Here is a 20,589-nt window from a genome sequence, read left to right as displayed (position 1 = left end):
CGAGGGGACACCGAATGAGCTTCGCCGAGTTCGCGACCAGCCGGCACGGCGCGCTCTACCGGTACGCCTACCTGCTGGCCGGCGATCGCGGTCTGGCCGAGGACCTCGTCCAGGAGGCGCTGGTCAAGACGTACGTCGGCTGGCACCGCCTCCGCGATCCGAACAACGCCGAGGCGTACACGCGCCGCGTCATCACCACGACCGCCATCGGCTGGTGGCGCCGCAAGTCGTGGCGGGCCGAGCTTCCCAACAACGACGTACCGGACCGGCCCACCGAGCCTGACGACGCGACCGCCCGCCTCTGGCTGTGGCGCGAGCTGCAGAAGCTCCCGCCCCGGCAACGAGCAGCCTTGGTACTGCGGTACTACGAGGACCTCACCGAAGTGCAAACGGCCGAGGTCCTCGGCTGCAGTGTCGGGACCGTGAAGAGCCAGGTCTCCGACGCACTGAAGAAACTCCGGGCCCGTCTCGGCCCCGACGTCGCACTGAAAGCAGGGATGACGGAATGACCGACCTCCTCCGGGACACCCTCGCCGAACGGGCCGACCACGCCGAACCGCCGCCCCTCGACCTCGACGCCATCGTTGCTACCGGCAACCGCCACGTCTCCCGCCGGCGCGCCCTCACCGTTCTCGGCGGCGCGGTCGCCACCACGGCGGTCGCCGTCGGCGGGGCCACCCTGATCCGCCCCCGCGCCGAGCGGCCCCAACCGGCCCGGCCCACGCCGTACGCCGAACGCCGGGCCGTCACGTTTGCGCTGGGCAACAAGATCCACTACGGCAGCGACGTCATCCCGGTCCCGTCCGAGCACATCAACGCCTTCGTCCAGACCGATGCCGGCTTCGTGTTCCTTGACGAAGGCAACAACATCCACATCGCCGACCGCGCCGGTGTCCGCACGACCGGCAAAGCCGCGTGGAGCGTGACGGCGGATCATCGCGGCAACCTGGTCGCCTGGGTCGAGAGCTTCAACGACCACTGCGAGTCGGTGGTGTACGACGTCGCGGCGAACCGCGAACTCGTCCGGACGGCGGCCGGCAACGCGATCCCACCGAACGCCAGTATCCCGTACAGCCCTCAGATCGTCGCCATCGACGGCAACACCGCGTACTTCGGAACGCTCAAAGGCCTGTACCGCTGGGACATCAGCGCGAACAAGGGCGAACTGCTGGCCGACGTATCACCCGTCGCCGTCCGGACCGCGACCGCCGGCCAACTCGTGTACCAGCAGCCGCTCCCGCAGCCGGGCACGGGCCACACGCTCAAGGTCGGCCCGACGCTGACCACCGGAGGCAGGACCACCTTCAGCGGCCAGCAGGCGTTCCTGTCGCCCGACGCGAAGTACCTCGTGACGCAGCCGGACGACGCGGTCATGGGCATCCAGCCCTTCTGGTCCGATCTCCAGCTGTACGGCGTGACCGCCGCGACCGGAGGCCCACTGCCGCGCACCGGCTACTGGGCCTTCAGGTTCGGTCAGTGGCTCGACGACACGACCTTCACCGTCGCCGGGGCGCGACACACGTCTCGCAACGAGGCGGACCTGCTCGTGTTCGACGCTCGCACCAGCAAGTACAGAGTCGTCGCCCCGGGCTTCTCCACCTACACCTTCAGCAAGACGGCACCGCGAACGACCCCGTTCGCGATGCCGACCGGCGCCCCGATCTACGACTTGGCCTGATCCTCCGCCGCGGCGGGGGTTTCCGTGCCCTGGTTCTCCGGGAAGTGGCAGGCTGTCTGGTGCCCCGGGGCCAGCTCGACCAGAGGCGGCTCGACGGCCTTGCAGATGTCCTGGGCCTTCCAGCAGCGGGTGTGGAAGCGGCAGGCCGGCGGCGGGTTGATCGGGCTGGGCACGTCGCCCTGCAGCCGGATCCGCTCCTGCTTGCCCTTCCGCTTGGTGTCTGGCACCGGGACCGCCGAGAGCAGCGCGACCGTGTACGGGTGCATCGGCTTCTCGTACAGGCTGACCCGGTCGGCGAGCTCGACGATCTTGCCGAGGTACATGACCGCGACCCGGTCCGACACGTGCCGGACGACGGACAGGTCGTGCGCGATCATCACGTACGTCAGCTCGAACTCTTCCTGCAGGTCCTCGAGCAGGTTCACCACCTGGGCCTGGATCGACACGTCCAGCGCGGACACCGGCTCGTCGGCGACGATCAGCTTCGGCCGCAGCGCGAGCGTCCGGGCGATGCCGATGCGCTGCCGCTGACCACCGGAGAACTCGTGCGGGTACCGGTTGTAGTGCTCCGGGCTCAGACCGACCAGCTCGAGCAGCTCCTGCACGGCCCGCTTCACGCCGTGCTCGGTCTTGACGTTCTGCAGCTTGTACGGCGCGCCGACGATCTTGCCCACCGTGTGCCGGGGGTTCAGCGAACCGTACGGGTCCTGGAAGATCATCTGTACGTCGCGACGCAGCGGACGCATCCGGCCCTCGCCGAGATGGCTGATGTCGCGGCCCTCGAACACGATCGTGCCCGACGTCGGCTCCAGCAACCGGGTCAGCAGCCGGCCCGTGGTGGTCTTGCCGCAGCCGGACTCGCCCACCAGCGACAGCGTCTCGCCGCGGGTCACGTTGAAGGTCAGACCGTCGACCGCCTGCACGGCGCCGACCTGACGCTGCATGACGCCCTTGCGGATCGGGAAGTGCTTGACGAGGCCGTTGACCGACAGGATCTCCTCGCCCATCTTCGGGACCTGCGGAGTCGGTTCGGCATCGGTGTCGGTAGTAGTCACAGTCGTCCCGTTCACAGCTTCGGCTTGATGTCGGTCTCCCACGCCTGCTGGCGGTTCTGCGGGGAGAGATGGCAGGCGACCAGGTGGCCGTTGCCGGAGTCGAGCAGCTCCGGGCGCTCGGTCTCGCTGGCGCCGCCGTTCAGGTGCGCGTAGTTGCAGCGCGGGTTGAACGCACAGCCCTCCGGGACGTTGATCAGGCTCGGCGGCGTGCCCTTGATCGGGATCAACCGCTCGGTGCGCTCCCGGTCGATCCGCGGCATCGAGCCGAGCAGGCCCCAGGTGTACGGGTGCTGCGGCTCGTCGAAGATCTCCTCCGAGGTGCCGTACTCGGCCGCGCGGCCGGCGTACATCACCTGGATGTCGTCGGCCAGCTCGGCGACGACGCCGAGGTCGTGGGTGATGATGATGACGGCGGAGTTGAACTCGCGCTGCAGGTCCCGGATCAGGTCCAGGATCTGCGCCTGCACGGTGACGTCGAGGGCCGTGGTCGGCTCGTCGGCGATCAGCAGGTCCGGGTCGCAGGACAGCGCCATCGCGATCATCGCGCGCTGCCGCATGCCGCCGGAGAACTGGTGCGGGTACGCGTCCACGCGCCGGTCGGGCTGCGGGATGCCGACCCGGTCGAGCATCTCGATCGCGTGCTTCTTCGCAACCTGCTTGCTGACCTGGTTGTGCACCCGGTACGCCTCGATGATCTGGTGCCCGACCGTGTAGAACGGGTGCATCGCCGACAGCGGGTCCTGGAAGATCATCGCCATCCGCTTGCCGCGCAGCAACCGGACCTCTTCCCGGCTGGCCGAGACCAGGTCCTGCCCGTCCAGGAAGATCTCGCCGCTGATCCTGGCGACGCCCGGCGGGTGCAGGCCCATGATCGACAGGCTCGTCACACTCTTGCCGGAGCCGGACTCCCCCACGATGCCGAGGGTCTTGCCCCGCTCGAGCTTGAACGAGATCCCGTCGACGGACTTCACCACCCCGTCGTCGGTCGGGAAGTGCACGCGCAGATCGCGGACGTCGAGGAACGCCTCACCGCGGGGAACCCGCTGCACGGCGTCCTGCTGCACGGTGTCCTCGCGCACGGTGTCCTGCGGCTGGCTGAAGTCTTCGGACTCGGTCACGAGATGCGCACCCTCGGGTCGACAACGGCGTACAGGAGGTCTACGACCAGGTTCGCGAACACGATGAAGAAGGCGGCGACCAGCGTCACGCCGAGCACCTTGGGCAGGTCGTTGGCCCGCAGCGCGATCACGGCGTACTGCCCGATGCCGGGCAGGGAGAACGTGGTCTCGGTGAGGATCGCGCCGCCCATCAGCAGACCGAGGTCCAGGCCGAAGATCGTCAGGATCGGCGTCAGCGCGGACCGCAGGCCGTGCCTGATCACCACGTCCCGCTCGGTCAGCCCCTTGGCCCGTGCGGTCCGGACGAAGTCCTCGTTCATCGTCTCGAGCATGCCGGCGCGGGTGAGTCGCGCGTAGGCCGCCGCGTACAGGAACGCCAGCGTCACCCAGGGAAGCAGCAGGTCGTAGGCCCACCACAACGGATTGGTCTCGTCGAGCGGATTGACGCCGCCCTGCTGCGTCCAGCCGAGGCCGTAGCTGAAGATCGACAGCGAGAGCAGACCGGTGAAGAAGATCGGCAGCGAGACGCCGGCCAGCGCCACCGACATGAGTGATCGGTCGAGCACCGACCCCCGTCTGAGCGCCGACACGATGCCGGTGCCGACCCCGGTGATCAGCCAGATGAACGCGGCGCCGCCGGCCAGCGAGGCGGTCACCGGTATTCGCGACACCAGATCCGGCCACACCGGTTGCTGGGTCAGGAACGAGTAGCCGAAACACGGCGCCGGGCAGTGCTCGGTCCCGGTGCCGTAGTTGTACTCCTCGCCGGCCACGAGGCCCTTCACGAACCGGCCGTACTGCACGTAGAGAGGGTCGGTGAAGCCGAGCCTGACCGCCGTGTTGTGGATCTGTTCCTGCCCGGCGCTCTTGCCGACGTACCGGCCGGCCAGGTCGTCGGCGGTGGCGCCGCCGAGTCTCGGCACCAGGAAGAAGATCGCGAACGTGACGGCCGTGACGATGAAGAGCAGGATCACTGCCCCGATCACCCGGCGGATCAGATATGCGAGCACCGTACGCGGCCTGGTGGCCGGTGATCATCGCTGATCACCGGCCACCGTCAGCCTTCACCTACCTCTGCTGGCGATTGTGTTGGGGACGACGGGAACTACTTCTGCGCGAGCCCGATGCTCGCGTAGTCGTACATGTTCTGGCCGTCGTTGGTGAACACGTTGGCCAGCGTGTCCGGCCGGTACAGCAGGCCCTTGGCCCAGATGCCCGGCAGTACCGCGGCCTGCTCCATGACCTTCTTGTCGACGTCGACCCAGACCTGGTTGCGGGCGTTGTCGTCGGTGGTCGTCAGAGCCTTGTCGATCAGTGAGTCGACCTCCGGGATCCGGATGCCCAGGTTGGTGTTACCACCGGCGGGACGGATCACCCGGCTGTCCACGATCTGGCTGAGGAAGCCGAAGCCGTCCGGCCAGTCCGCACCCCAGCTGTAGACGATCAGGCCGAGGTTGTTCGCCTTCGCGTAGTCCGGCTTGCCGGCGTACAGCTTGGTGTAGTCACCGGTCGGGAAGCCCTTCGGGGTCAGCTTGATGCCGACCTTGGCGAGCGACTGCTGCAGCGACTCCGCGACGGCCTTCTCCTTCGGCCGGTCGGCGCGGTAGGCGATGTTCGTGCTGAAGCCGGTCGGCATACCGCAGGCGGTCAGCGACTTCTTCGCCTCGTCCGGGTTGCCGTTCTTGTCCTTCTCGAACCCGTAGTCGTCGAACTTCTGCGCGCCCGCGACCGACGGCGGCATCAGGTTCGTCGCGATGTCACCGCCGACCGGACCGCCGTACGCACGCTGGTAGCCCTCGTGGTCGGCGGCGTACAGGATCGCCTTGCGGCAGTCCAGGTTGTCCAGCGGCTTCACCTGGCTGTTGAACACGGTGAAGTTCAGCCGGGTGGACAGCACGCTGTCGGCGTGCGCCTTCAGGTCCGGGTTGGCCAGGATCTTGGCCTGCGTCTCCGCCAGCACGCCGGTGCCCGCGATGTCGACGTCGAGGTCGCCGGCCTGCAGCCGGTTGTCGATGTCCGGACCGTTCACGTTGTACGCGACGGTGATCTTGTCCGGCAGCGCCTTGCGGCCCGAGTCCGGGTCGGTCGCCGGGTCGTACTGGTCATTGCGGACCAGCGTGAAGCCCTTGTTCGGGTCGTTGCTCTCGAACTTGTACGGACCGCTCGAGATCGGGTGCAGCTGGTACTTCGTGCCGGTGTCCTTCGCCTGCGGGACGCCCGCGGTGGACGGCAGCTGGGCGAAGTAGTCGAAGCCGGCGAACGGCTTGTTCAGGTGGAACACGATGGTGTAGTCGTCCGGCGTCGTCATCGCCTTGGCCAACGTCTTCAGCTGCGGGTCCTTCGCGACACTGAAGTCCTTCGGGACGTCCATCAGGAAGTCGTTGAAGTACGTCGGGCCCTGCGTCAGCGTGTTCTTGTCCAGCGAGCGCGCGACGCCGTACATGACGTCCTTCGCCTTGACCTCGGTGCCGTCCTCGAACTTGACGCCCTTGCGCAGGTGGTACGTCCAGGTCTTGGCGCCGTCGCTCGGCTCACCGGGCTTCTCCGCGAGGTCCGGGACGACCTTGCCGCCCTCCGCGCCCGGAGCCGACTTGAAGGTCATCAGCGGCCGGACGTAGTTGCGGATCAGGTTCCACGACAGACCGTAGTAGGTGTCACCGGGGTCCGTGGAGTCCCACTTGTCGGTGATCGCCATCCGGAGCGTGCCGCCCTTTTTGTCGCTCGGGTTGAAGATCTTGCCGACGGCCGCGTTGTACTCGGCCTTCGCCGACCCCCCGCTGCTGCCCGACCCACCGGAGGAGGCCTTGGGTCCCCCGCAGGCCACGAGGCTCAGGGCGACCGCCGCACTGACGGCGGTGGCCGTCGTGATGCGATTCCATCTCATCAGTTGTTGCACCCCTTTTTTTGTGAGAGCCAGGCTCCCTGGTTGATGCGAACGCCTATCGGGACCGCGGGTCGAGTGCATCGCGCAACCCGTCGCCGAACAGGTTGAACGCCAGCACGGTGACGAAGATCGCCAGGCCGGGCGGGACCATGTACATCGGGTCGACCTGGTACCAGTTGGCCGCGGTGGAAAGCATGTCGCCCCAGCTGGCCGTCGGCGGCCGGATGCCGACGCCGAGGTAGGACAGACCGGCCTCGAAGAGCACGTTGGTGGGAATCAGCAGCGTGGCGTAGACGAGGATCGGGGCGATCAGGTTCGGCAGCAGTTCGGTGAACAGGATGTACGGGCGCCGCGCGCCGAGACTGCGCGCCGCGTCGACGAACTCCCGCTCACGCAGCGACAGCGTCTGGCCGCGGATGATCCGGCCGATGTAGGGCCAGCTGAAGAAGCCGATGATGAACACGATCAGCGCCACCCGCAGCGAGTCGCCCTGCAGCCCGAACATCTTGTCCGGGATCGCGCCGACCAGAGCCAGCGCGAACAGCAGCAGCGGGAACGCCAGGAAGACGTCCATCAGCCGGCTGATCAGCGTGTCGATCCAGCCGCCGAAGTAGCCCGCGACGATGCCCATCACGACGCCGATCACCACCGACAGCAGCGTCGCCAGGAACGCGATCAGCAGCGAGATCCGGGCGCCGTAGACGATCCGGGCGAAGATGTCGCGTCCGTTCACCGGCTCGACGCCGAACGGGTGGTCCCAGCTGATCCCGCCGAGCTTGCCGTACGGCGTCTGCAGGGACGCGTCGACCAGGTCCTGGTGGAAGTCGTTCGGCGTGACGCCGATGAGTTTGCAGATCAGCGGCGCGAAGATGGCGACCAGGATCAGGAACGCGACGACGAACCCGCCGGCGATCGCGACCTTGTCGCGCTTCAGCCGCATCCACGAGATCTGCCACAGCGACCGGCCCTCGATCTTGCCGGCGCCCTTGAGGATCGCCTCGGGCTGCGCCGACGATGCTCCGGGCTCGACCTCGAGTGGCGTGCTCACGCGATAGGTCCCCCTGACTGGTTCGGTTTGAACAGGAACGAAATCCCGTATGGCTGCGGCCTTAACCTGCCGCCATTACAGCGCGGAGTCAAACGCGGAAAGTGCTGCGTTGCCCGATCGTGATCGTCAGGAAATCGTCCCGTATCGTGGACGTTCCGCAGTAAACCACGGTGTCGTACCCACGGTCGCCGCGGCCTCGCGAACCGTTACTGCCATGGCATTTTTGTGTCAGTGCCCTGATCAGTGCCCAGATAGGGCCGTGATCAGCGCCGCAGTCCGGACAGATAGAGGAACGACAACGGATCCACGCCCGCCCGGACGTTCTCGACGTCGTTGTGAGCCACCACGGCGACCCGGCCCTGCCAGCTGGGGATCACCGGCACCTCTCGCGCGATCACATTCTGTAGCTGACCGATCAGCTCGTCGCGCTTCAGCCCGTTCTGCTCGGTCCGTTGCTGCTGCAGCAACTTCGTGGCCGCCGTCGAGCGGTACCCGTTCTGGAACGGCACGTCGGTGACGAACGGCGCGAGGTAGTCGTCCGCGTCCGGGTACTCCGGGATCCACCCGGCCTGGTACATGTCGTACGCCCCGGCCTTGGCCAGCTGCTGGTACTGCGGCCACTCCGCACTCCGCAGGGTCACCCGGAACAACCCCGACGCCTCCAGCTGGCGCTTCAGCTCGAGTACCTCGGCCTTCGCGCCGACGCCGTACTGCGTCGGCGTCCAGCCGACCGTCAGCGGGACCGGCGCGGCGATGTTCGCGGCCTTCAGGATCGCCGCGGCCGCCACCTTGCCCGGCTGCTTGTACTCCGTCTTGAACGCGTCGACCTGACCGCCGAACCCGGGCGGCACCACGGAGTACAGCGGCGACACGTGATCGCCGTACGCCTTCTTCGCGATCGCCGGGCGGTCGATCAGCTGGGCGACCGCCTGCCGTACGGCGGGCCTGCGGGCAATCAGCGACTTCATCTGGAAGGCGAAGAAGCGGATCTCCGCGGAGTTGGTCTCGACCACCTGGACCTGGTCGGACTTGCGCAGCTTGTCCAGCAGACTCGGACCGAACCCGTGGAACGCGACATCCGCCTTGCCGGTGGTGACGGCCTGGTAGAGCGCGGTCGAGTCCTTCATCAGGCTGATGGTCACGCCGTCGTTCTGCGCCGCCCGAGGGCCTTTGTACCCGGCGAACTTGGCGAGGGTCACCTCGGCGCCCGGCTTGTACGCCGCCAGCTGGTACGGCCCGCTCCCTACCGCCTTCGTGTCGAGCAGCTTGTTCGCGGGGTACGACTGCTCGTCGACGATCGACGCGGCGGTCGTGGTCAGCAGGTACGGCAGGCGGGCGTCGGGGTGGGCGAGGTTGAACACCGCGGTCAGGTCGTCCGGCGTACTCACGGACTTCACCGACGAGAACAGCGGCGCCGCTCCCCCGGGCGTCTTCAGCCGGATCAGCCGGTCGAAGCTGAACTTCACGTCCGACGAGGTCAACTCGTGCCCGTTCGGGAAGGTCAGGTGCTCCTTCAGGCTGCACGTGTAGGTCGTCGGCGAGTCGAACTGGCAGTCCGCCGCGTCCGGCACCGGGGTCGGCTTGTCCGGCAGGATCGTCAGCAGCGTCTGGTACAGGTTCGCCTGGACGGTGCGCGAGCCCACGTCGTACGGGCCGGCGGGGTCCAGCGAGGAAATCGAGTCCGTGGTCGCCAGCCGCAGCAGCATCAGCTTCGGCGACGACTCCCCCGGATGCGGTGCATTGTCGTCCGGCTGACCGCAGGCAGCCAGAGACACCCCCAGCGCACCAACAGCCACGGCCGCCGACATCCGGCGCACCCACTCGCTCACCGTCTCACCTTCCCCAGCCCGTTACCCCAAACAACGCCCCCGAGGGCACCAAGTGACGGTAGCCGGTCAATGGAGCAGGGAGCGCAGGGACTCCGGGGTGAGCGGTTCGAGCGACTTGACGACGAGCCGGCGGGACGCGTCCGGGATCGAGATCCACTGCGGTACCGCGACGACGTACGCGCCGGCCGCCGTACCGGCCTGGGTGCCGGTCAGCGAGTCCTCGATCACGACACAGTTCGCGGGGTCGACGCCGAGCTTGGCGGCGGCGGTCAGGTACGGCTCCGGATTCGGCTTGCCGAGCGTCACCTCGTCACCGGCGACGATCACGTCGAACGGATCTGGCGGCAGGTGCAGCAGGACCGCCTCGATCATCTGCCGGTACGACGCCGAGACGAGTGCGCAGGGCACTTGCTCCTTCCGCAGCGCCAGCAGCAGCTCGAGCGCGCCGGGCTGGAACGTGACCTCCTTGCGGAGCGCCACGATCACTTCAGAGAACATCCGGTCGGCCAGCTCCTCGGCGGTGATCACGCCGGCCGGGATCCGCGCCATCCAGACCTGCACGGCGTCGCGCAGGTCGCTCCCGATCAGAGTCATGCAGTCGTCCATCGTCCAGGTCGCGCCCAGCCCGGCCAGCAACTCCAGCTGGACCTCCGCCCAGACCTTCTCGGAGTCGACCAACGTCCCGTCCATGTCCCACAGCACCGCTTGCAGGGCCGGCAACTACCGCTCCTCTACGTCGTTGGCTCAGATCAGGTCACCTCCATTCTCCCTGGTCGCGCCACGTCCGGACATTTCGGGTCTCACCGACACGTTCCGCTGGGCGTGAAACCGGGCACACCGCCGGGCCGGAACACGTAGGCTGGCAGTCCGGTTTCCCGCCGGATTGCCTACAGAGACGACAGGGGGCCTGCGAGTGGTTGACCTCGCGAACCTGAGGGACCCGGTCGTGATCGCCGCGTTCGAGGGCTGGAACGACGCGGCCGAGGCGGCCACCGGAGCGGTCGACCATCTCGTCGACGAGTGGGACGCGGAGCTCGTCACCGCGATCGACCCCGAGGACTACTACGACTTCCAGGTGAACCGTCCCCAGGTCGGCCTCGACGACGACGGCGTCCGGCGGTTGTCCTGGCCGACGACCCGGATCTACCTGGCCCGGCCCGACGACACCGGCCGCGACGTCCTGCTGATCCGCGGCATCGAGCCGAACATGCGCTGGCGTGCGTTCTCCCGCGAGTTGCTGGAGATCGTCGACGAGTCCAACGCGCAGATCGTCGTGGTGCTCGGCGCGCTGCTCGCCGACTCACCGCACACCCGGCCGATCCCGGTCTCGGCGACGTCCTCCGACCCGGAGCTCACGGCGTCGTGGAGTCTCGAGGCCTCGACGTACGAAGGGCCGACCGGCATCACCGGCGTCTTCGCCGACCTGTGCACCACGCTCGGCGTCCCGTCGGTCTCGATCTGGTCGGCGATCCCGCACTACATCGCCGGCACCCCGTGCCCGAAGGCCTCACTCGCGTTGCTCGGCAAGATCGAGGCTCTGCTCGACCTGGCCATCCCCGAGGGTGAGCTGCCGGAGCTGTCCCGGGCGTGGCAGCGCGGCGCGGACGAGCTGAGCGAAGAGGACCCCGAGGTCGCGGAGTACGTGCAGTCCCTCGAGGAGCAGCGCGACACCACGGACCTGCCGGAGGCGACCGGCGAGGCGATCGCGGCCGAGTTCGAGCGCTACCTGAGGCGCCGCAACAAGAACCACCCGAGCGACTAGGGCAGCTCGCGGGCGGCCGTGGTGATGACGTCGTCGAGGACCGCGCGGGAGGTGGTCAGGTCGGCGATCATCTGGTCGATGCGGTCCCGCTCGGCGGTGAGTTCGGTGACGAGTTCGGGGGTGGCCCGCTCGTTCGGGCCGCCGTCCGGGTCCCGCATGCACGGCAGGAGTTGCGCGATCTTCTTGCTGTGCAGCCCGGCCGCGAACAGCTCCTGGATCAGGATCACCCGGTCGACGGCGCGTTCGGCGTACTCACGCTGGCCGCCGGTCGTCCGCTCCGAGACGAGCAGACCCTGCGCTTCGTAGTACCGCAGCGACCGCACGCTCACCCCGGTCCGCTCCGCCAGCTCGCCGATCCGCACAACGCCTCCCGGACTTGAACCTGACATTGATGTCAGACTTTACCGTCCAATCATGACGCTCTACGACTACAGCCCGCTCCCCGAACGACCCGCTCTCGACTGGCCCGACGGCAAGCGCGTCGCCTTCTACGTCGGCCTCAACATCGAGCATTTCCTCCCCGGCGAACCCTCCACCAGCATCTGGCCGCTCGACCTCAAACCCGACCCGCTCAACCACGGCTGGCGGGACTACGGCGCCCGGGTCGGCATCTGGCGCACCATCGACATCCTCGACCGGTACGACGTCCGTGCGAGCGCGCTGGTGAACTCGATGGTTGCCGAGCACAACCCGCAGATCATCAAGGCCGGCGTCGAACGGGACTGGGCCTGGCTCGCCCACGGGCAGACCAACTCGATCCTGCACACCGGCTACGAGCCCGACGAGGAGCGACGCGTCCTCACCGACATCACCACCAGGATCGAGACCGCCACCGGCCGGCGACCGAAGGGCTGGATGGGGCCCGGCCTGACCGAGACGGACAACACGCCTGAACTGCTGGCCGGGCTCGGCTATCAGTACGTCCTCGACTGGACCAACGACGACCAGCCCTACCGCCTGAACGTCCCCGGCATGCTCAGCGTCCCGTACACCGTCGAACTCAACGACCTCGGTCTCTTCCTCCGCGGCCTGACCGGCCCCGACTTCCTGCAGATGGTGAAGGACCAGTACGACGTACTGCGGGAAGAGGGCGGCCGGGTGATGGCGCTCGCGCTGCATCCGTTCGTGATCGGGCAGGCGTTCCGGGCGAAATACCTGGACCTCGCGCTGGAGTACATTGCCTCGCAGAGCGACGTCTGGTTGACGACGAGTGACGACATCGCCGCCCACTACTCGGCCTCGTAACCGACCCGGGCATGGCGCGTTGTTACCAATGGGTTTATTCTCGTCCGGATGACTGGGGGGTGACGGCGCGCCGTCACCGGGAGCACGGGGAGTAACGATATGCGCAACGAGCGGGGCGGCACTTCGATCCCTGCCCTGGCTGTGCTCGTGCTGCTCGGCATCGTCGCCGCGGTCGGCATCTTCGGCAACAAGACGAAGCACGTCACCGTCGACCTCACCACGCTGACGGCGTCGACAACCGCCACCACGATCGCCACCGCTCCGCTCGACACGCAGCCGTTCTCCGGGACCGACGGCCTGGTCGTCCACCCGCGTGCCGAGGCGGCGCTGTTCACCGCCCCGGACGCCGACGCCTTCGGCAAGATCGGACCCACGCAGTTCGGCCAGACCTGGCTGCCGGTCGTCGAGCAGACCGACGGCTGGGTCCGGGTCCTGCTCCCTTCCAAGCCGAATCGGTCCACCGGCTGGATCCAGGACGAGGACCTCGACCGGGCCTCCTCGTCGTACCTGATCCGCGTGCACACCAGTTCGCGGACGATCGAGCTGTTCCACAACAACAAGAGCCTCGGCAGCTGGAAGGCCGGGGTCGGCGCGAAGAAGACGCCGACCCCGGCCGGCCGGACCTTCCTGCTCGGCTCGATCATCGACCACAAGCGCTCGGCGTCGCCGATCGTGCTCCCGTTGGGTGCGCACAGTCCCACCTTGGACACGTTCGGTGGCGGACCTGGTACGGTCGCGATCCACGGCTGGCCGAATCCCCACGTGTTCGGGGCGGCGATCAGCGCGGGCTGCGTCCGGGTGCCGAAGACCGCCCTCGCCGACCTGCAGAAGGTCCCGCTCGGGACACTCGTCCTGATCGACAGCAAATAAGGAGATCCGAATGCGACGACAGTTGACTCCGACCGTGCTGACGGCTGCGGCCGTAGCGGGGGTCGTGACGTTCAGCCTGGTCGCCAGTGCGCCGGCCGGCAACGCGGCGGCCCGTCCGTCCTCGGCGTACGCCGTGAGCGCGGAAGGCCAGGTGCCGATCGCGAAGACGCCGTACGCCGAATCGCTCGACGGCAAGCGGCAGACGACGTCCGCGCTGGAGCTCCCGAAGAACCCGCTGCTCTCGGTCCGGGCCGGTACGGCGACCGCGGGCAACGACTCCGCGTCGGTCGAGCTGTTCGACATCGTGGTCGGCCCCGACGTCCTCAGCCAGGTGCAGATCCCGCCGGAGCTGAAGCAGCAGTGCGCGAGCCTGCCGAAGACCGGCGCCGACGACCTGCCGCTGCCGGACATCGCGCTGCCCGATCTCGGCCTTCCGCTGCCGAAGCTGAGCACCAAGGACCTGCCGGTCAAGAACCTCCCCGACCTGTGCAACCTGCTGCTCAACCCGCCGACGTCGCTGCTCGCCATCGACTCGCTCAACGTCTACTGCTCGGGTGACTCCGGCGGCGTCGACCTCGGCGCGGTGACGCTGCTCGGTCAGACCCTGAAGCTGCCGAGCACCAAGCAGGGCGCATCCCTGCCGTCCAACCCGCTCGCGGCGATCAGCGTCAACAGCCAGGGCAAGCACTCGGACGGTTCGTTCACGATCACCGGCCTGAGCATCAACCTCGGCGGCGGTACGGAGGTCATCAACCTGGCATCGGCCACCTGCGCCAAGCCGGCCGCAAAGCCGAAGCCCACCCCGAAGCCGACCCAGCCGGACATCCCCGCTCCGCCGATCGACCACGTCCCCGCGGCGCCGGTCCCGAGCCCGGTGAAGACCCACCAGGTCGTCACCGGCTGAGACTCGAAGGCCCCGACCAAATTGGTCGGGGCCTAACAGTTAGAGCTTCACGCCCAGCAGCGCGTCCACTGCCAGGGCAATCAGTGCGGGGGCCTCATGGTCGTCGCCTTCACTCTCGGCCCAGGCGTCGACCGCAGCCAGCGCACCGACCGTGTCCAGATCGTTCGTCAGGGCCGCCCGCAGCGCGTCGACCGCAGCCGCACCGTCGGGCCCGGAACCACGCCCGACTGCGCCACGCCAGACGTCCAGCCGCTCCTGCGCCGAGGTCAGATCGGTAGGCATCCAGAACCAGTCGGTGCGGTAGTGATGTGTCAGCAGCGCCAGCCGGATCGCCATCGGGTCGGCGCCCGCGAGCCGCTCCTTCGAGACCAGCACGAGGTTGCCCTTGGACTTCGACATCTTCTCGCCGTCCAGCCCGACCATCGCCTGGTGCACATACGCCCGCGCGAACGGGTGCTTGCCGGTCGCGACCTGCGCACCGCTCGCGGACATCTCGTGGTGCGGGAAGATCAGGTCCGTCCCACCGCCCTGCACGTCGAACGTCATCCCGAGGTACTCCAGCGCGATCGCCGAGCACTCCACGTGCCAGCCCGGCCGGCCACGGCCCAGCGCGGAGTCCCAGGCGGGCTCCCCCGGACGCTCGTGCCGCCAGAGCAGACTGTCCAGCGGGTCCTGCTTGCCCTCGCGCTCCGGGTCGCCGCCGCGCTCGGCGAACAGCTCCTGCATCGTCTCGCGGTCGTAGTTGGATACGCCGCCGAACAGCGGGTCGGTCTTGACCGCGAAATACAGGTCCCCGTCGACGGAGTACACGGCCCCGGCGCGGCGCAGGTCCTCGACGGCGCCCGCGACCAGGTCGACCGACTCGACCACGCCGATGTAGTGCTGCGGCGGGATCACCCGCAGCGCGGTCATGTCGTCGCGGAACAGCTGGATCTCGCGCGCCGCCAGCTCGGTCCACTCGACCCCGGTCTCCGTCGCCCGCTCGAGCAGCGGATCGTCGACGTCGGTGATGTTCTGCGTGTAGTGGACGTCGTACCCGTTGTCGCGCCACAGCCGGTTGATCAGGTCGAACGTGACGTACGTCGCCGCGTGGCCCATGTGCGTCGCGTCGTACGGCGTGATGCCGCACACATACATCCGCGCGGTGGAGCTGTCGGTGGGCGGCACCTCCACCGGGCCGCGGGATGCGGTGTCGTAGAGGCGCAGCCGCCGGGCCGGCCCGGGTACGACCGGGATGTCTGGTTTCGTCCACGCCTGCATGTGTCGGAGCTTATGCCAGTCCGATTTTCAATGACGCGACACGGTTCCAATCTGTGGTCCCTGCACCGGCTCGACCCCCTGCGCCGCTAACGTCGCCCGGGATGAGCGCTGACTTCAGTCCCGACTTCCAGGCGTACGGAAGCTGGATCGCCGCGGCCGCGATCCAGCAACAGGACCTCTTCAACGAGGTGGTCGGCCCTGGCTCGTTGCACGCCGACCTCGACGCGCGGACGCTCACCGGCGACCGAACTGCCCTCGGCGGCGTCACGTTGCTCGGCAGCTTCTCGCACCAGGACAACACCTGGCTGTGGGGCTGGGCGAACCCGGGCTTCGGCCCGGACGCGCCGGCAGTCGCTCCGACCGTCGCGATCCGGCAGCTCGGCGGCAGGCACGCGATCGGCGAGTTCACCACCGGCAGCCTGGACCTGAGCGGGTTCCCGCAGCCGGCCCAGGCCGCGATCACGCTCGCGATCGCCGCGGGCGCCGTACTCGGTGGTCGTGGGGTCTGGTCGACCGCGATCAACGAGGGGCAAGGGCAGGTGTACCTGCATGTCGCCGACGAGCAGCTGCCGCTGGCCGGGTTCGACGCGATCGCGGCACCTCGGCTGCTGATGACGGCGGTCAGCGTGTTCCCGTCCGATCATCGGCAGGTAGTGCGCGGGTACTTCCAGCACTTCGGTCTGCAGTACGACGAGGCGCCCGACGCGATCCGCGGTACGGCGCCCAACGGCAGCGTCGTCGTCACGTCCTTCGACGAGCACGGTCGCCTCGGCAACGTCACCGTCGACCCGAAGGCCTAGAACGCCGGCCAGGGAATCGCGGGCCAGTCGTCGCTCGGGTAGGGGAAGATGCCGGTCTTGAGCAGTGTCGAGCAGCGCTCGCGGGTCGCGGTCAGCTCGACCGCGGTGATGAGCTCACACAGTTGTTGCCCGAGGCCACCAGCCAGCTGATCGGCGAGCCGCCGTACGTCGTCCAGCAGGTCCGCCGGGATCGGGTCGCCGGCCCAGCCCCACAGGACCGTCCGCAGCTTGTCGTCGGCGTTGAAGGTGACGCCGTGATCCACGCCGTACACCCGGCCGTCGCCCGGGTTCAGCACGTGGCCGCCCTTGCGGTCGGCATTGTTGACCACGGCATCGAACACGGCCATCCGCTTGAGAGCTTCGTTGTCCGCGTGGACGAGCGTGACCGGGTTGTGGCGGCCGTCGAGCGCTTCGAGCACGCCGACCCAGCCCTTGGGCACGCGACCTTGCGGCACGATGTCGACCAGCTCGGTCTCCGCCGGACCGAGCTCGGCCTCGTCGATCCACAGCTGCACCATGCCTTCGCCGAGCGGCCCGTCCCGCAACAGCGTCGGCGGGACGACCGACCAGCCGAGCGCCTCGGAGACGACGTACGCCGCGAACTCGCGCTGGGCCAGCGTGCCGTCGGGGAAGTCCCACAGCGGCCGCTCCCCCTCGACCGGTTTGTAGACCACCGTCGCGGTCTCGCCGGCCAGGCTGACCGAGCCCTGGAACGTGCCGTTCGACGCGGCGACCAGGCGACCGTGCAGTGACAGCTCCCCGAGGGCGAGAAGCTCCGGGTCGGCGGTCATTCCGGCAGGTGCCTGCGGTAGCCGTTGGCGCGCGGGCAGATGTGGCCGTCGGCGTCGATCGGCCGGCCGCAGAACGGGCAGCTCGGCCGGCCGGACGCGACCAGCGCGACCGCACGCCGGGCGAAGGCCCGCGCCTGCTCCTCGGTGATCCGGACGATGAACACCTCGGCGTCGTCGGACTCCATCGCGGCCGTGACCGGGTCGGTCTCCTCCAGGTCGGCCTGCTCACCGGTGACGACCGCGAACACCTCGATCACCACCCGCTCGGCGTCGGCCTCCCAGGCCAGCGTCATCGTGCCGGCCCGGAACTCCTCCTCGATCGGCTGCTCCAGCGGCGCGGTGTCGTCCACCGCGGTCTGCGTGACCGGGTCGCGGTCGAACCGCCGGGCAACCTCGTCCAGCATCACGTCGAGCCGCTCCGCGAGCGCCATCACCTGTTCCTTCTCGCACGCCACCGACGTCAGCCGTTGCCCGGCCCTCGCCTGCAGGAAGAACGTCCTTGCACCGGGCTCCCCCACGGTGCCGGCGACGAACCGCTCGGGGTCGTCGTAGGTATGTACAACTCGCGCCATATCTAGACCCTATTACCGTCCGCCGACTACTGCGTCCGAGGACTGCTTCTTGGGCTTACCTTTCGCTGTCGGCTTAGGAACCAGTGACGCCAACTCGCTGCCGGAGTCGTTCAGGCGGACCAGGAACGGGCGGGTCGCGGTGTAGGTGATGATCGTGGTCGAGGCGGTGTCCACGACGATCCGCTGGAACGTGTCCAGGTGCTGACCGAGCGCATCGGCGACGATCGCCTTGATCACGTCGCCGTGCGAGACCGCGACCCAGATCGCGTTGTTCCCATGGCTCTTCGCGAGCTCCGCGTCGTGCGCCCGGACCGCGTCGACCGCGCGCTGCTGCATCCCGCGCATCGACTCGCCGTTCGGGAACGTCACCGCGGACGGGTGCTGCTGGACCACGGTCCACAGTGGGTCCTTCGCCAGCGTCGCGATCTTCTTCCCGGTCCAGTCGCCGTACCCGCACTCGGTCAGCCGCCGGTCGGTTGCCGGACGCAACACCGGGTGGTGCTCGGCGTGGTGCTTGGCGATCGCGGCCGCGGTCTGCTTGCACCGCTCGAGCGGCGAGGTGACGATCGCGGCCAGCGGCAGCTCGGCCAGCCGCTGAGCGACCGCCTCGGCCTGTTCGACCCCGGTCTCGTCGAGCTTCACGCCGGGAGTGCGGCCGGCCAGCGTGCCGGACGTGTTCGCGGCACTGCGACCGTGACGGACCAGAATCACCGTGGGCATGAGGTGCACGCTATCTCGTCCGCTCAAGTCCTGATGCCATGATGGTCGGGTGATCGTGGATTGCGGGGTGTACGCCGAGGGGGAACGGCGAGACCTGCCCAGGGACCCCGAGACGGTTGCCCAGGCCATCGACGACGACAACGAGTCGTTCGGATGGATCGGGCTGCACGAGCCGTCGGACGCCGAGATGGCGCGGGTGCAGCGGCTGTTCAACCTGCACGACCTGGCGATCGAGGACGCGCTGCAGATCCACCAGCGGCCGAAGGTGGAGCGGTTCGGCGACTCGATCCTCGTCGTCCTGCGGACCCTCTGGTACGTCGACGAGGGTGACGCGGTCGAGACCGGACAGGTGACCGCGTTCATCGGGCAGCGGTACGTCGTGACCGTGCGCCACGGTGAAGGCGGCGAGCTCGCGACCACGCGGCACCAGCTGGAGGAGCGTGCCTCGATGCTGGGGCACGGTCCGGCCGCCGTACTGTGGGCGATCTGCGACGCGATCGTGGACCAGTACGAGAGCGTCGCGAGCGAGGTCGAGATCGACGTCGACGAGGTCGAGAGCTCGGTGTTCTCCCCCGAGCGGACGAGCGACGCGGAGCGGATCTACCGGCTGAAGCGCGAGGTGCTCGAGATGCGCCGCGCGATCGACCCGCTGCGCGACCCGATGGAGCAGTTCGCCCACGGCGTCGCCGGGCTGGGGCCGAAGGCCAGCCCGTTCTTCCGCGACGTCGCCGACCACCTCAGCCGCGTCTCCGACCAGACCGAGGCGATCGACACCCTCCTGTCGTCCGCCCTGAACGCCCACCTGGCCCGCGTCTCGGTCCAGCAGAACGACGACATGCGCAAAATCTCCGCGTGGGTAGCGATCGCCGCGGTCCCGACGATGCTGGCCGGCATCTACGGCATGAACTTCGACAACATGCCTGAACTCCGCTGGCACTTCGGCTACTACGGCGTCCTCGTCCTGATGGCTCTCGTCTGCACCACCATGTACGCCTTCTTCCGCAAGGTCGGCTGGCTCTAGGCCGCCTCTCCCAACAGCGTCTCGATCTCGGTCAGCTGGGACGGCTCGAGCGCTCCGTACGCGAGGGCGCCGGCGTTGTCCTCGACCTGCGCCACGGTCTTGAAGCCCGGGATCGGGATCGTGCAGTCACTGCGCGCCCAGAGCCAGGCGAGCGCGCCCTGCGCCAACGATCTGCCGTCACTGCGCAAGATCTCGCGCACGGCATCGAGTCTCGTCAGCGAGCGAGGGTTGGGCCGGCCGTCGACGAAGTGCCGCATCCATGGGAAGTTGCGGGACCGCAGGTCCTCGGCGGGCAGCACCGAATCGGTGGTGTACTTGCCCGTCAGCAGACCGCGCGCCAGTGGGCCGCGATTGATGCTGGCCAGGGTGTGCCGCTCGCAGATGTCGATCACGTCCGGCGCGTCCTGCAGCAGGTTCAGGTCGTGCTGGATCGCGGTGCAATGCGTCCCGCCCGCGAAGAGCTCGGCCTGAGCGCTGTCGTCCGTGCTCCACCCGTAGGCCCGGACTTTGCCGGCCTCCACCAGTTCCTCGAGTACGTCACGAACCGCCAGGCTCTCCGCGTCGGAATCCGTGCCGCAGTGCAGCTGGTAGAGGTCGATGTAGTCGGTGCCCAGCCGCTTGAGGGACGCCTCGCACGCCCGGCGTACGTAGTCGGGCGAAGTGTCGGTCCCGGCCAGCGTGCGCTCGGACTCGTCGTACAGGTTGCCGAACTTCGTCGCGATGACGACCTGATCCCGGCGGCCGGCGAAGGCGCGCCCGAGGAGCCTCTCGCTGTGCCCCGCGCCATAGGCATCCGAGGTATCGAAGAACGTCACGCCGAGTTCGAGCGCGCGATGCAGGGCGGAGACCGACTCGTGGTCGTCGACCGCACCCCACGAGACCAGGCCTCCGTCCCTCGTGATCGGGCCTGCGATGGACCATGCTCCCAGCCCGAGGGCGCTGACCTGGATTCCGGAACGGCCCAGCAAACGTGTCGTCATGTCGCCGGACGCTACGAGCTCGAGCGCGCTCTAAGTCAAGCCTCGATGGGCG

General features: G+C 68.4%; 21 protein-coding genes. 8 read left to right on the top strand and 13 right to left on the bottom strand.

Annotated features, from left to right (window positions below; all coding sequences use genetic code 11):
* Positions 1-14: 14 nt before the first annotated feature.
* Together ACIA58_RS23715 and ACIA58_RS23710 are read left to right on the top strand one after the other, a co-directional pair.
* Positions 15-509 (top strand): SigE family RNA polymerase sigma factor, encoded by a 495-nt coding sequence (locus ACIA58_RS23715; RefSeq protein ID WP_396405931.1) that lies wholly within the window; start codon positions 15-17, stop codon positions 507-509.
* The gene (locus ACIA58_RS23710) at positions 506-1,678 is read left to right on the top strand and encodes a hypothetical protein (protein ID WP_396405930.1); all 1,173 of its coding nucleotides are present in this window, start codon (positions 506-508) and stop codon (positions 1,676-1,678) included. The genes ACIA58_RS23715 and ACIA58_RS23710 overlap by 4 nt, the downstream gene beginning before the upstream one ends.
* On the opposite strand, the gene ACIA58_RS23705 is transcribed toward ACIA58_RS23710, so the two are convergent.
* From ACIA58_RS23705 to ACIA58_RS23675, 7 genes are all read right to left on the bottom strand, one after another.
* Positions 1,663-2,685, bottom strand: coding sequence for an ABC transporter ATP-binding protein (locus ACIA58_RS23705; RefSeq protein WP_396406507.1), 1,023 nt, complete (start codon positions 2,683-2,685; stop codon positions 1,663-1,665). The two genes, ACIA58_RS23710 and ACIA58_RS23705, sit on opposite strands and share 16 nt — an antisense overlap.
* Before the next feature lie 59 nt (positions 2,686-2,744).
* Complete coding sequence (locus tag ACIA58_RS23700) at positions 2,745-3,782, bottom strand: ABC transporter ATP-binding protein (RefSeq protein ID WP_396406506.1); 1,038 nt, start codon at positions 3,780-3,782, stop codon at positions 2,745-2,747.
* A gap of 65 nt (positions 3,783-3,847) precedes the next feature.
* Positions 3,848-4,861: an ABC transporter permease gene (locus tag ACIA58_RS23695; RefSeq protein ID WP_396405929.1), complete on the bottom strand. Its 1,014-nt coding sequence runs from the start codon at positions 4,859-4,861 to the stop codon at positions 3,848-3,850.
* 95 nt (positions 4,862-4,956) lie between these two features.
* On the bottom strand, positions 4,957-6,735 hold the full coding sequence (locus tag ACIA58_RS23690; protein WP_396405928.1) for an ABC transporter substrate-binding protein: 1,779 nt from the start codon (positions 6,733-6,735) through the stop codon (positions 4,957-4,959).
* Between the two features lie 55 nt (positions 6,736-6,790).
* Positions 6,791-7,783 carry an ABC transporter permease gene (locus ACIA58_RS23685; protein ID WP_396405927.1) on the bottom strand — a complete coding sequence of 331 codons (993 nt, stop codon included), beginning with the start codon at positions 7,781-7,783 and terminating at the stop codon, positions 6,791-6,793.
* A 263-nt stretch (positions 7,784-8,046) separates the two neighbouring features.
* Positions 8,047-9,612, bottom strand: coding sequence for an ABC transporter substrate-binding protein (locus ACIA58_RS23680; protein ID WP_396405926.1), 1,566 nt, complete (start codon positions 9,610-9,612; stop codon positions 8,047-8,049).
* 66 nt (positions 9,613-9,678) lie between these two features.
* The gene (locus tag ACIA58_RS23675; protein ID WP_396405925.1) at positions 9,679-10,332 is read right to left on the bottom strand and encodes an HAD family hydrolase; all 654 of its coding nucleotides are present in this window, start codon (positions 10,330-10,332) and stop codon (positions 9,679-9,681) included.
* Positions 10,333-10,525: 193 nt separating this feature from the next.
* Between ACIA58_RS23675 and ACIA58_RS23670 the strand changes: the two genes are divergently transcribed.
* The gene (locus ACIA58_RS23670) at positions 10,526-11,374 is read left to right on the top strand and encodes a PAC2 family protein (protein WP_396405924.1); all 849 of its coding nucleotides are present in this window, start codon (positions 10,526-10,528) and stop codon (positions 11,372-11,374) included.
* Here ACIA58_RS23670 and ACIA58_RS23665 read toward each other — a convergent pair.
* Positions 11,371-11,736 (bottom strand): MerR family transcriptional regulator, encoded by a 366-nt coding sequence (locus ACIA58_RS23665; protein WP_396405923.1) that lies wholly within the window; start codon positions 11,734-11,736, stop codon positions 11,371-11,373. The genes ACIA58_RS23670 and ACIA58_RS23665 overlap by 4 nt on opposite strands.
* Before the next feature lie 52 nt (positions 11,737-11,788).
* Here ACIA58_RS23665 and ACIA58_RS23660 point away from each other — a divergent pair, with 52 nt between their 5' ends.
* The 3 genes from ACIA58_RS23660 to ACIA58_RS23650 all read left to right on the top strand — a co-directional run bounded on the left by ACIA58_RS23660 (position 11,789) and on the right by ACIA58_RS23650 (position 14,393).
* Positions 11,789-12,619 (top strand): polysaccharide deacetylase family protein, encoded by an 831-nt coding sequence (locus tag ACIA58_RS23660; protein WP_396405922.1) that lies wholly within the window; start codon positions 11,789-11,791, stop codon positions 12,617-12,619.
* Between the two features lie 99 nt (positions 12,620-12,718).
* Entirely contained in the window at positions 12,719-13,489 is a 771-nt protein-coding gene (locus tag ACIA58_RS23655) for a L,D-transpeptidase (protein ID WP_396405921.1), read from the top strand.
* A 10-nt stretch (positions 13,490-13,499) separates the two neighbouring features.
* Positions 13,500-14,393: a hypothetical protein gene (locus tag ACIA58_RS23650; protein WP_396405920.1), complete on the top strand. Its 894-nt coding sequence runs from the start codon at positions 13,500-13,502 to the stop codon at positions 14,391-14,393.
* A 39-nt stretch (positions 14,394-14,432) separates the two neighbouring features.
* Here the strand turns inward: ACIA58_RS23650 and mshC are convergent, their stop codons facing one another.
* Complete coding sequence (gene mshC, locus ACIA58_RS23645) at positions 14,433-15,653, bottom strand: cysteine--1-D-myo-inosityl 2-amino-2-deoxy-alpha-D-glucopyranoside ligase (protein WP_396405919.1); 1,221 nt, start codon at positions 15,651-15,653, stop codon at positions 14,433-14,435.
* Positions 15,654-15,754: 101 nt separating this feature from the next.
* Here mshC and ACIA58_RS23640 point away from each other — a divergent pair, with 101 nt between their 5' ends.
* On the top strand, positions 15,755-16,453 hold the full coding sequence (locus ACIA58_RS23640) for a DUF6882 domain-containing protein (protein WP_396405918.1): 699 nt from the start codon (positions 15,755-15,757) through the stop codon (positions 16,451-16,453).
* Here ACIA58_RS23640 and ACIA58_RS23635 read toward each other — a convergent pair.
* The 3 genes from ACIA58_RS23635 to ACIA58_RS23625 are packed head-to-tail and all read right to left on the bottom strand — an operon-like array spanning position 16,450 to position 18,536.
* Positions 16,450-17,244: an SCO1664 family protein gene (locus tag ACIA58_RS23635; protein ID WP_396405917.1), complete on the bottom strand. Its 795-nt coding sequence runs from the start codon at positions 17,242-17,244 to the stop codon at positions 16,450-16,452. The genes ACIA58_RS23640 and ACIA58_RS23635 overlap by 4 nt on opposite strands.
* Positions 17,241-17,816 (bottom strand): DUF3090 family protein, encoded by a 576-nt coding sequence (locus ACIA58_RS23630; RefSeq protein WP_130448416.1) that lies wholly within the window; start codon positions 17,814-17,816, stop codon positions 17,241-17,243. The genes ACIA58_RS23635 and ACIA58_RS23630 overlap by 4 nt, the downstream gene beginning before the upstream one ends.
* A gap of 12 nt (positions 17,817-17,828) precedes the next feature.
* Entirely contained in the window at positions 17,829-18,536 is a 708-nt protein-coding gene (locus tag ACIA58_RS23625) for a histidine phosphatase family protein (RefSeq protein WP_396405916.1), read from the bottom strand.
* A gap of 49 nt (positions 18,537-18,585) precedes the next feature.
* Here ACIA58_RS23625 and corA point away from each other — a divergent pair, with 49 nt between their 5' ends.
* Positions 18,586-19,557 carry a magnesium/cobalt transporter CorA gene (gene corA / locus ACIA58_RS23620; protein ID WP_396405915.1) on the top strand — a complete coding sequence of 324 codons (972 nt, stop codon included), beginning with the start codon at positions 18,586-18,588 and terminating at the stop codon, positions 19,555-19,557.
* Here the strand turns inward: corA and ACIA58_RS23615 are convergent.
* Positions 19,554-20,537 carry an aldo/keto reductase gene (locus ACIA58_RS23615; protein ID WP_396405914.1) on the bottom strand — a complete coding sequence of 328 codons (984 nt, stop codon included), beginning with the start codon at positions 20,535-20,537 and terminating at the stop codon, positions 19,554-19,556. The genes corA and ACIA58_RS23615 overlap by 4 nt on opposite strands.
* Positions 20,538-20,589: the final 52 nt, after the last annotated feature.

It is taken from the genome of Kribbella sp. NPDC051586 (genome assembly GCF_044453965.1).
Taxonomy (GTDB): domain Bacteria; phylum Actinomycetota; class Actinomycetes; order Propionibacteriales; family Kribbellaceae; genus Kribbella.
Note: the sequence above shows the minus strand (reverse complement) of the source record. Positions and strands in the feature narration are given on the sequence as shown.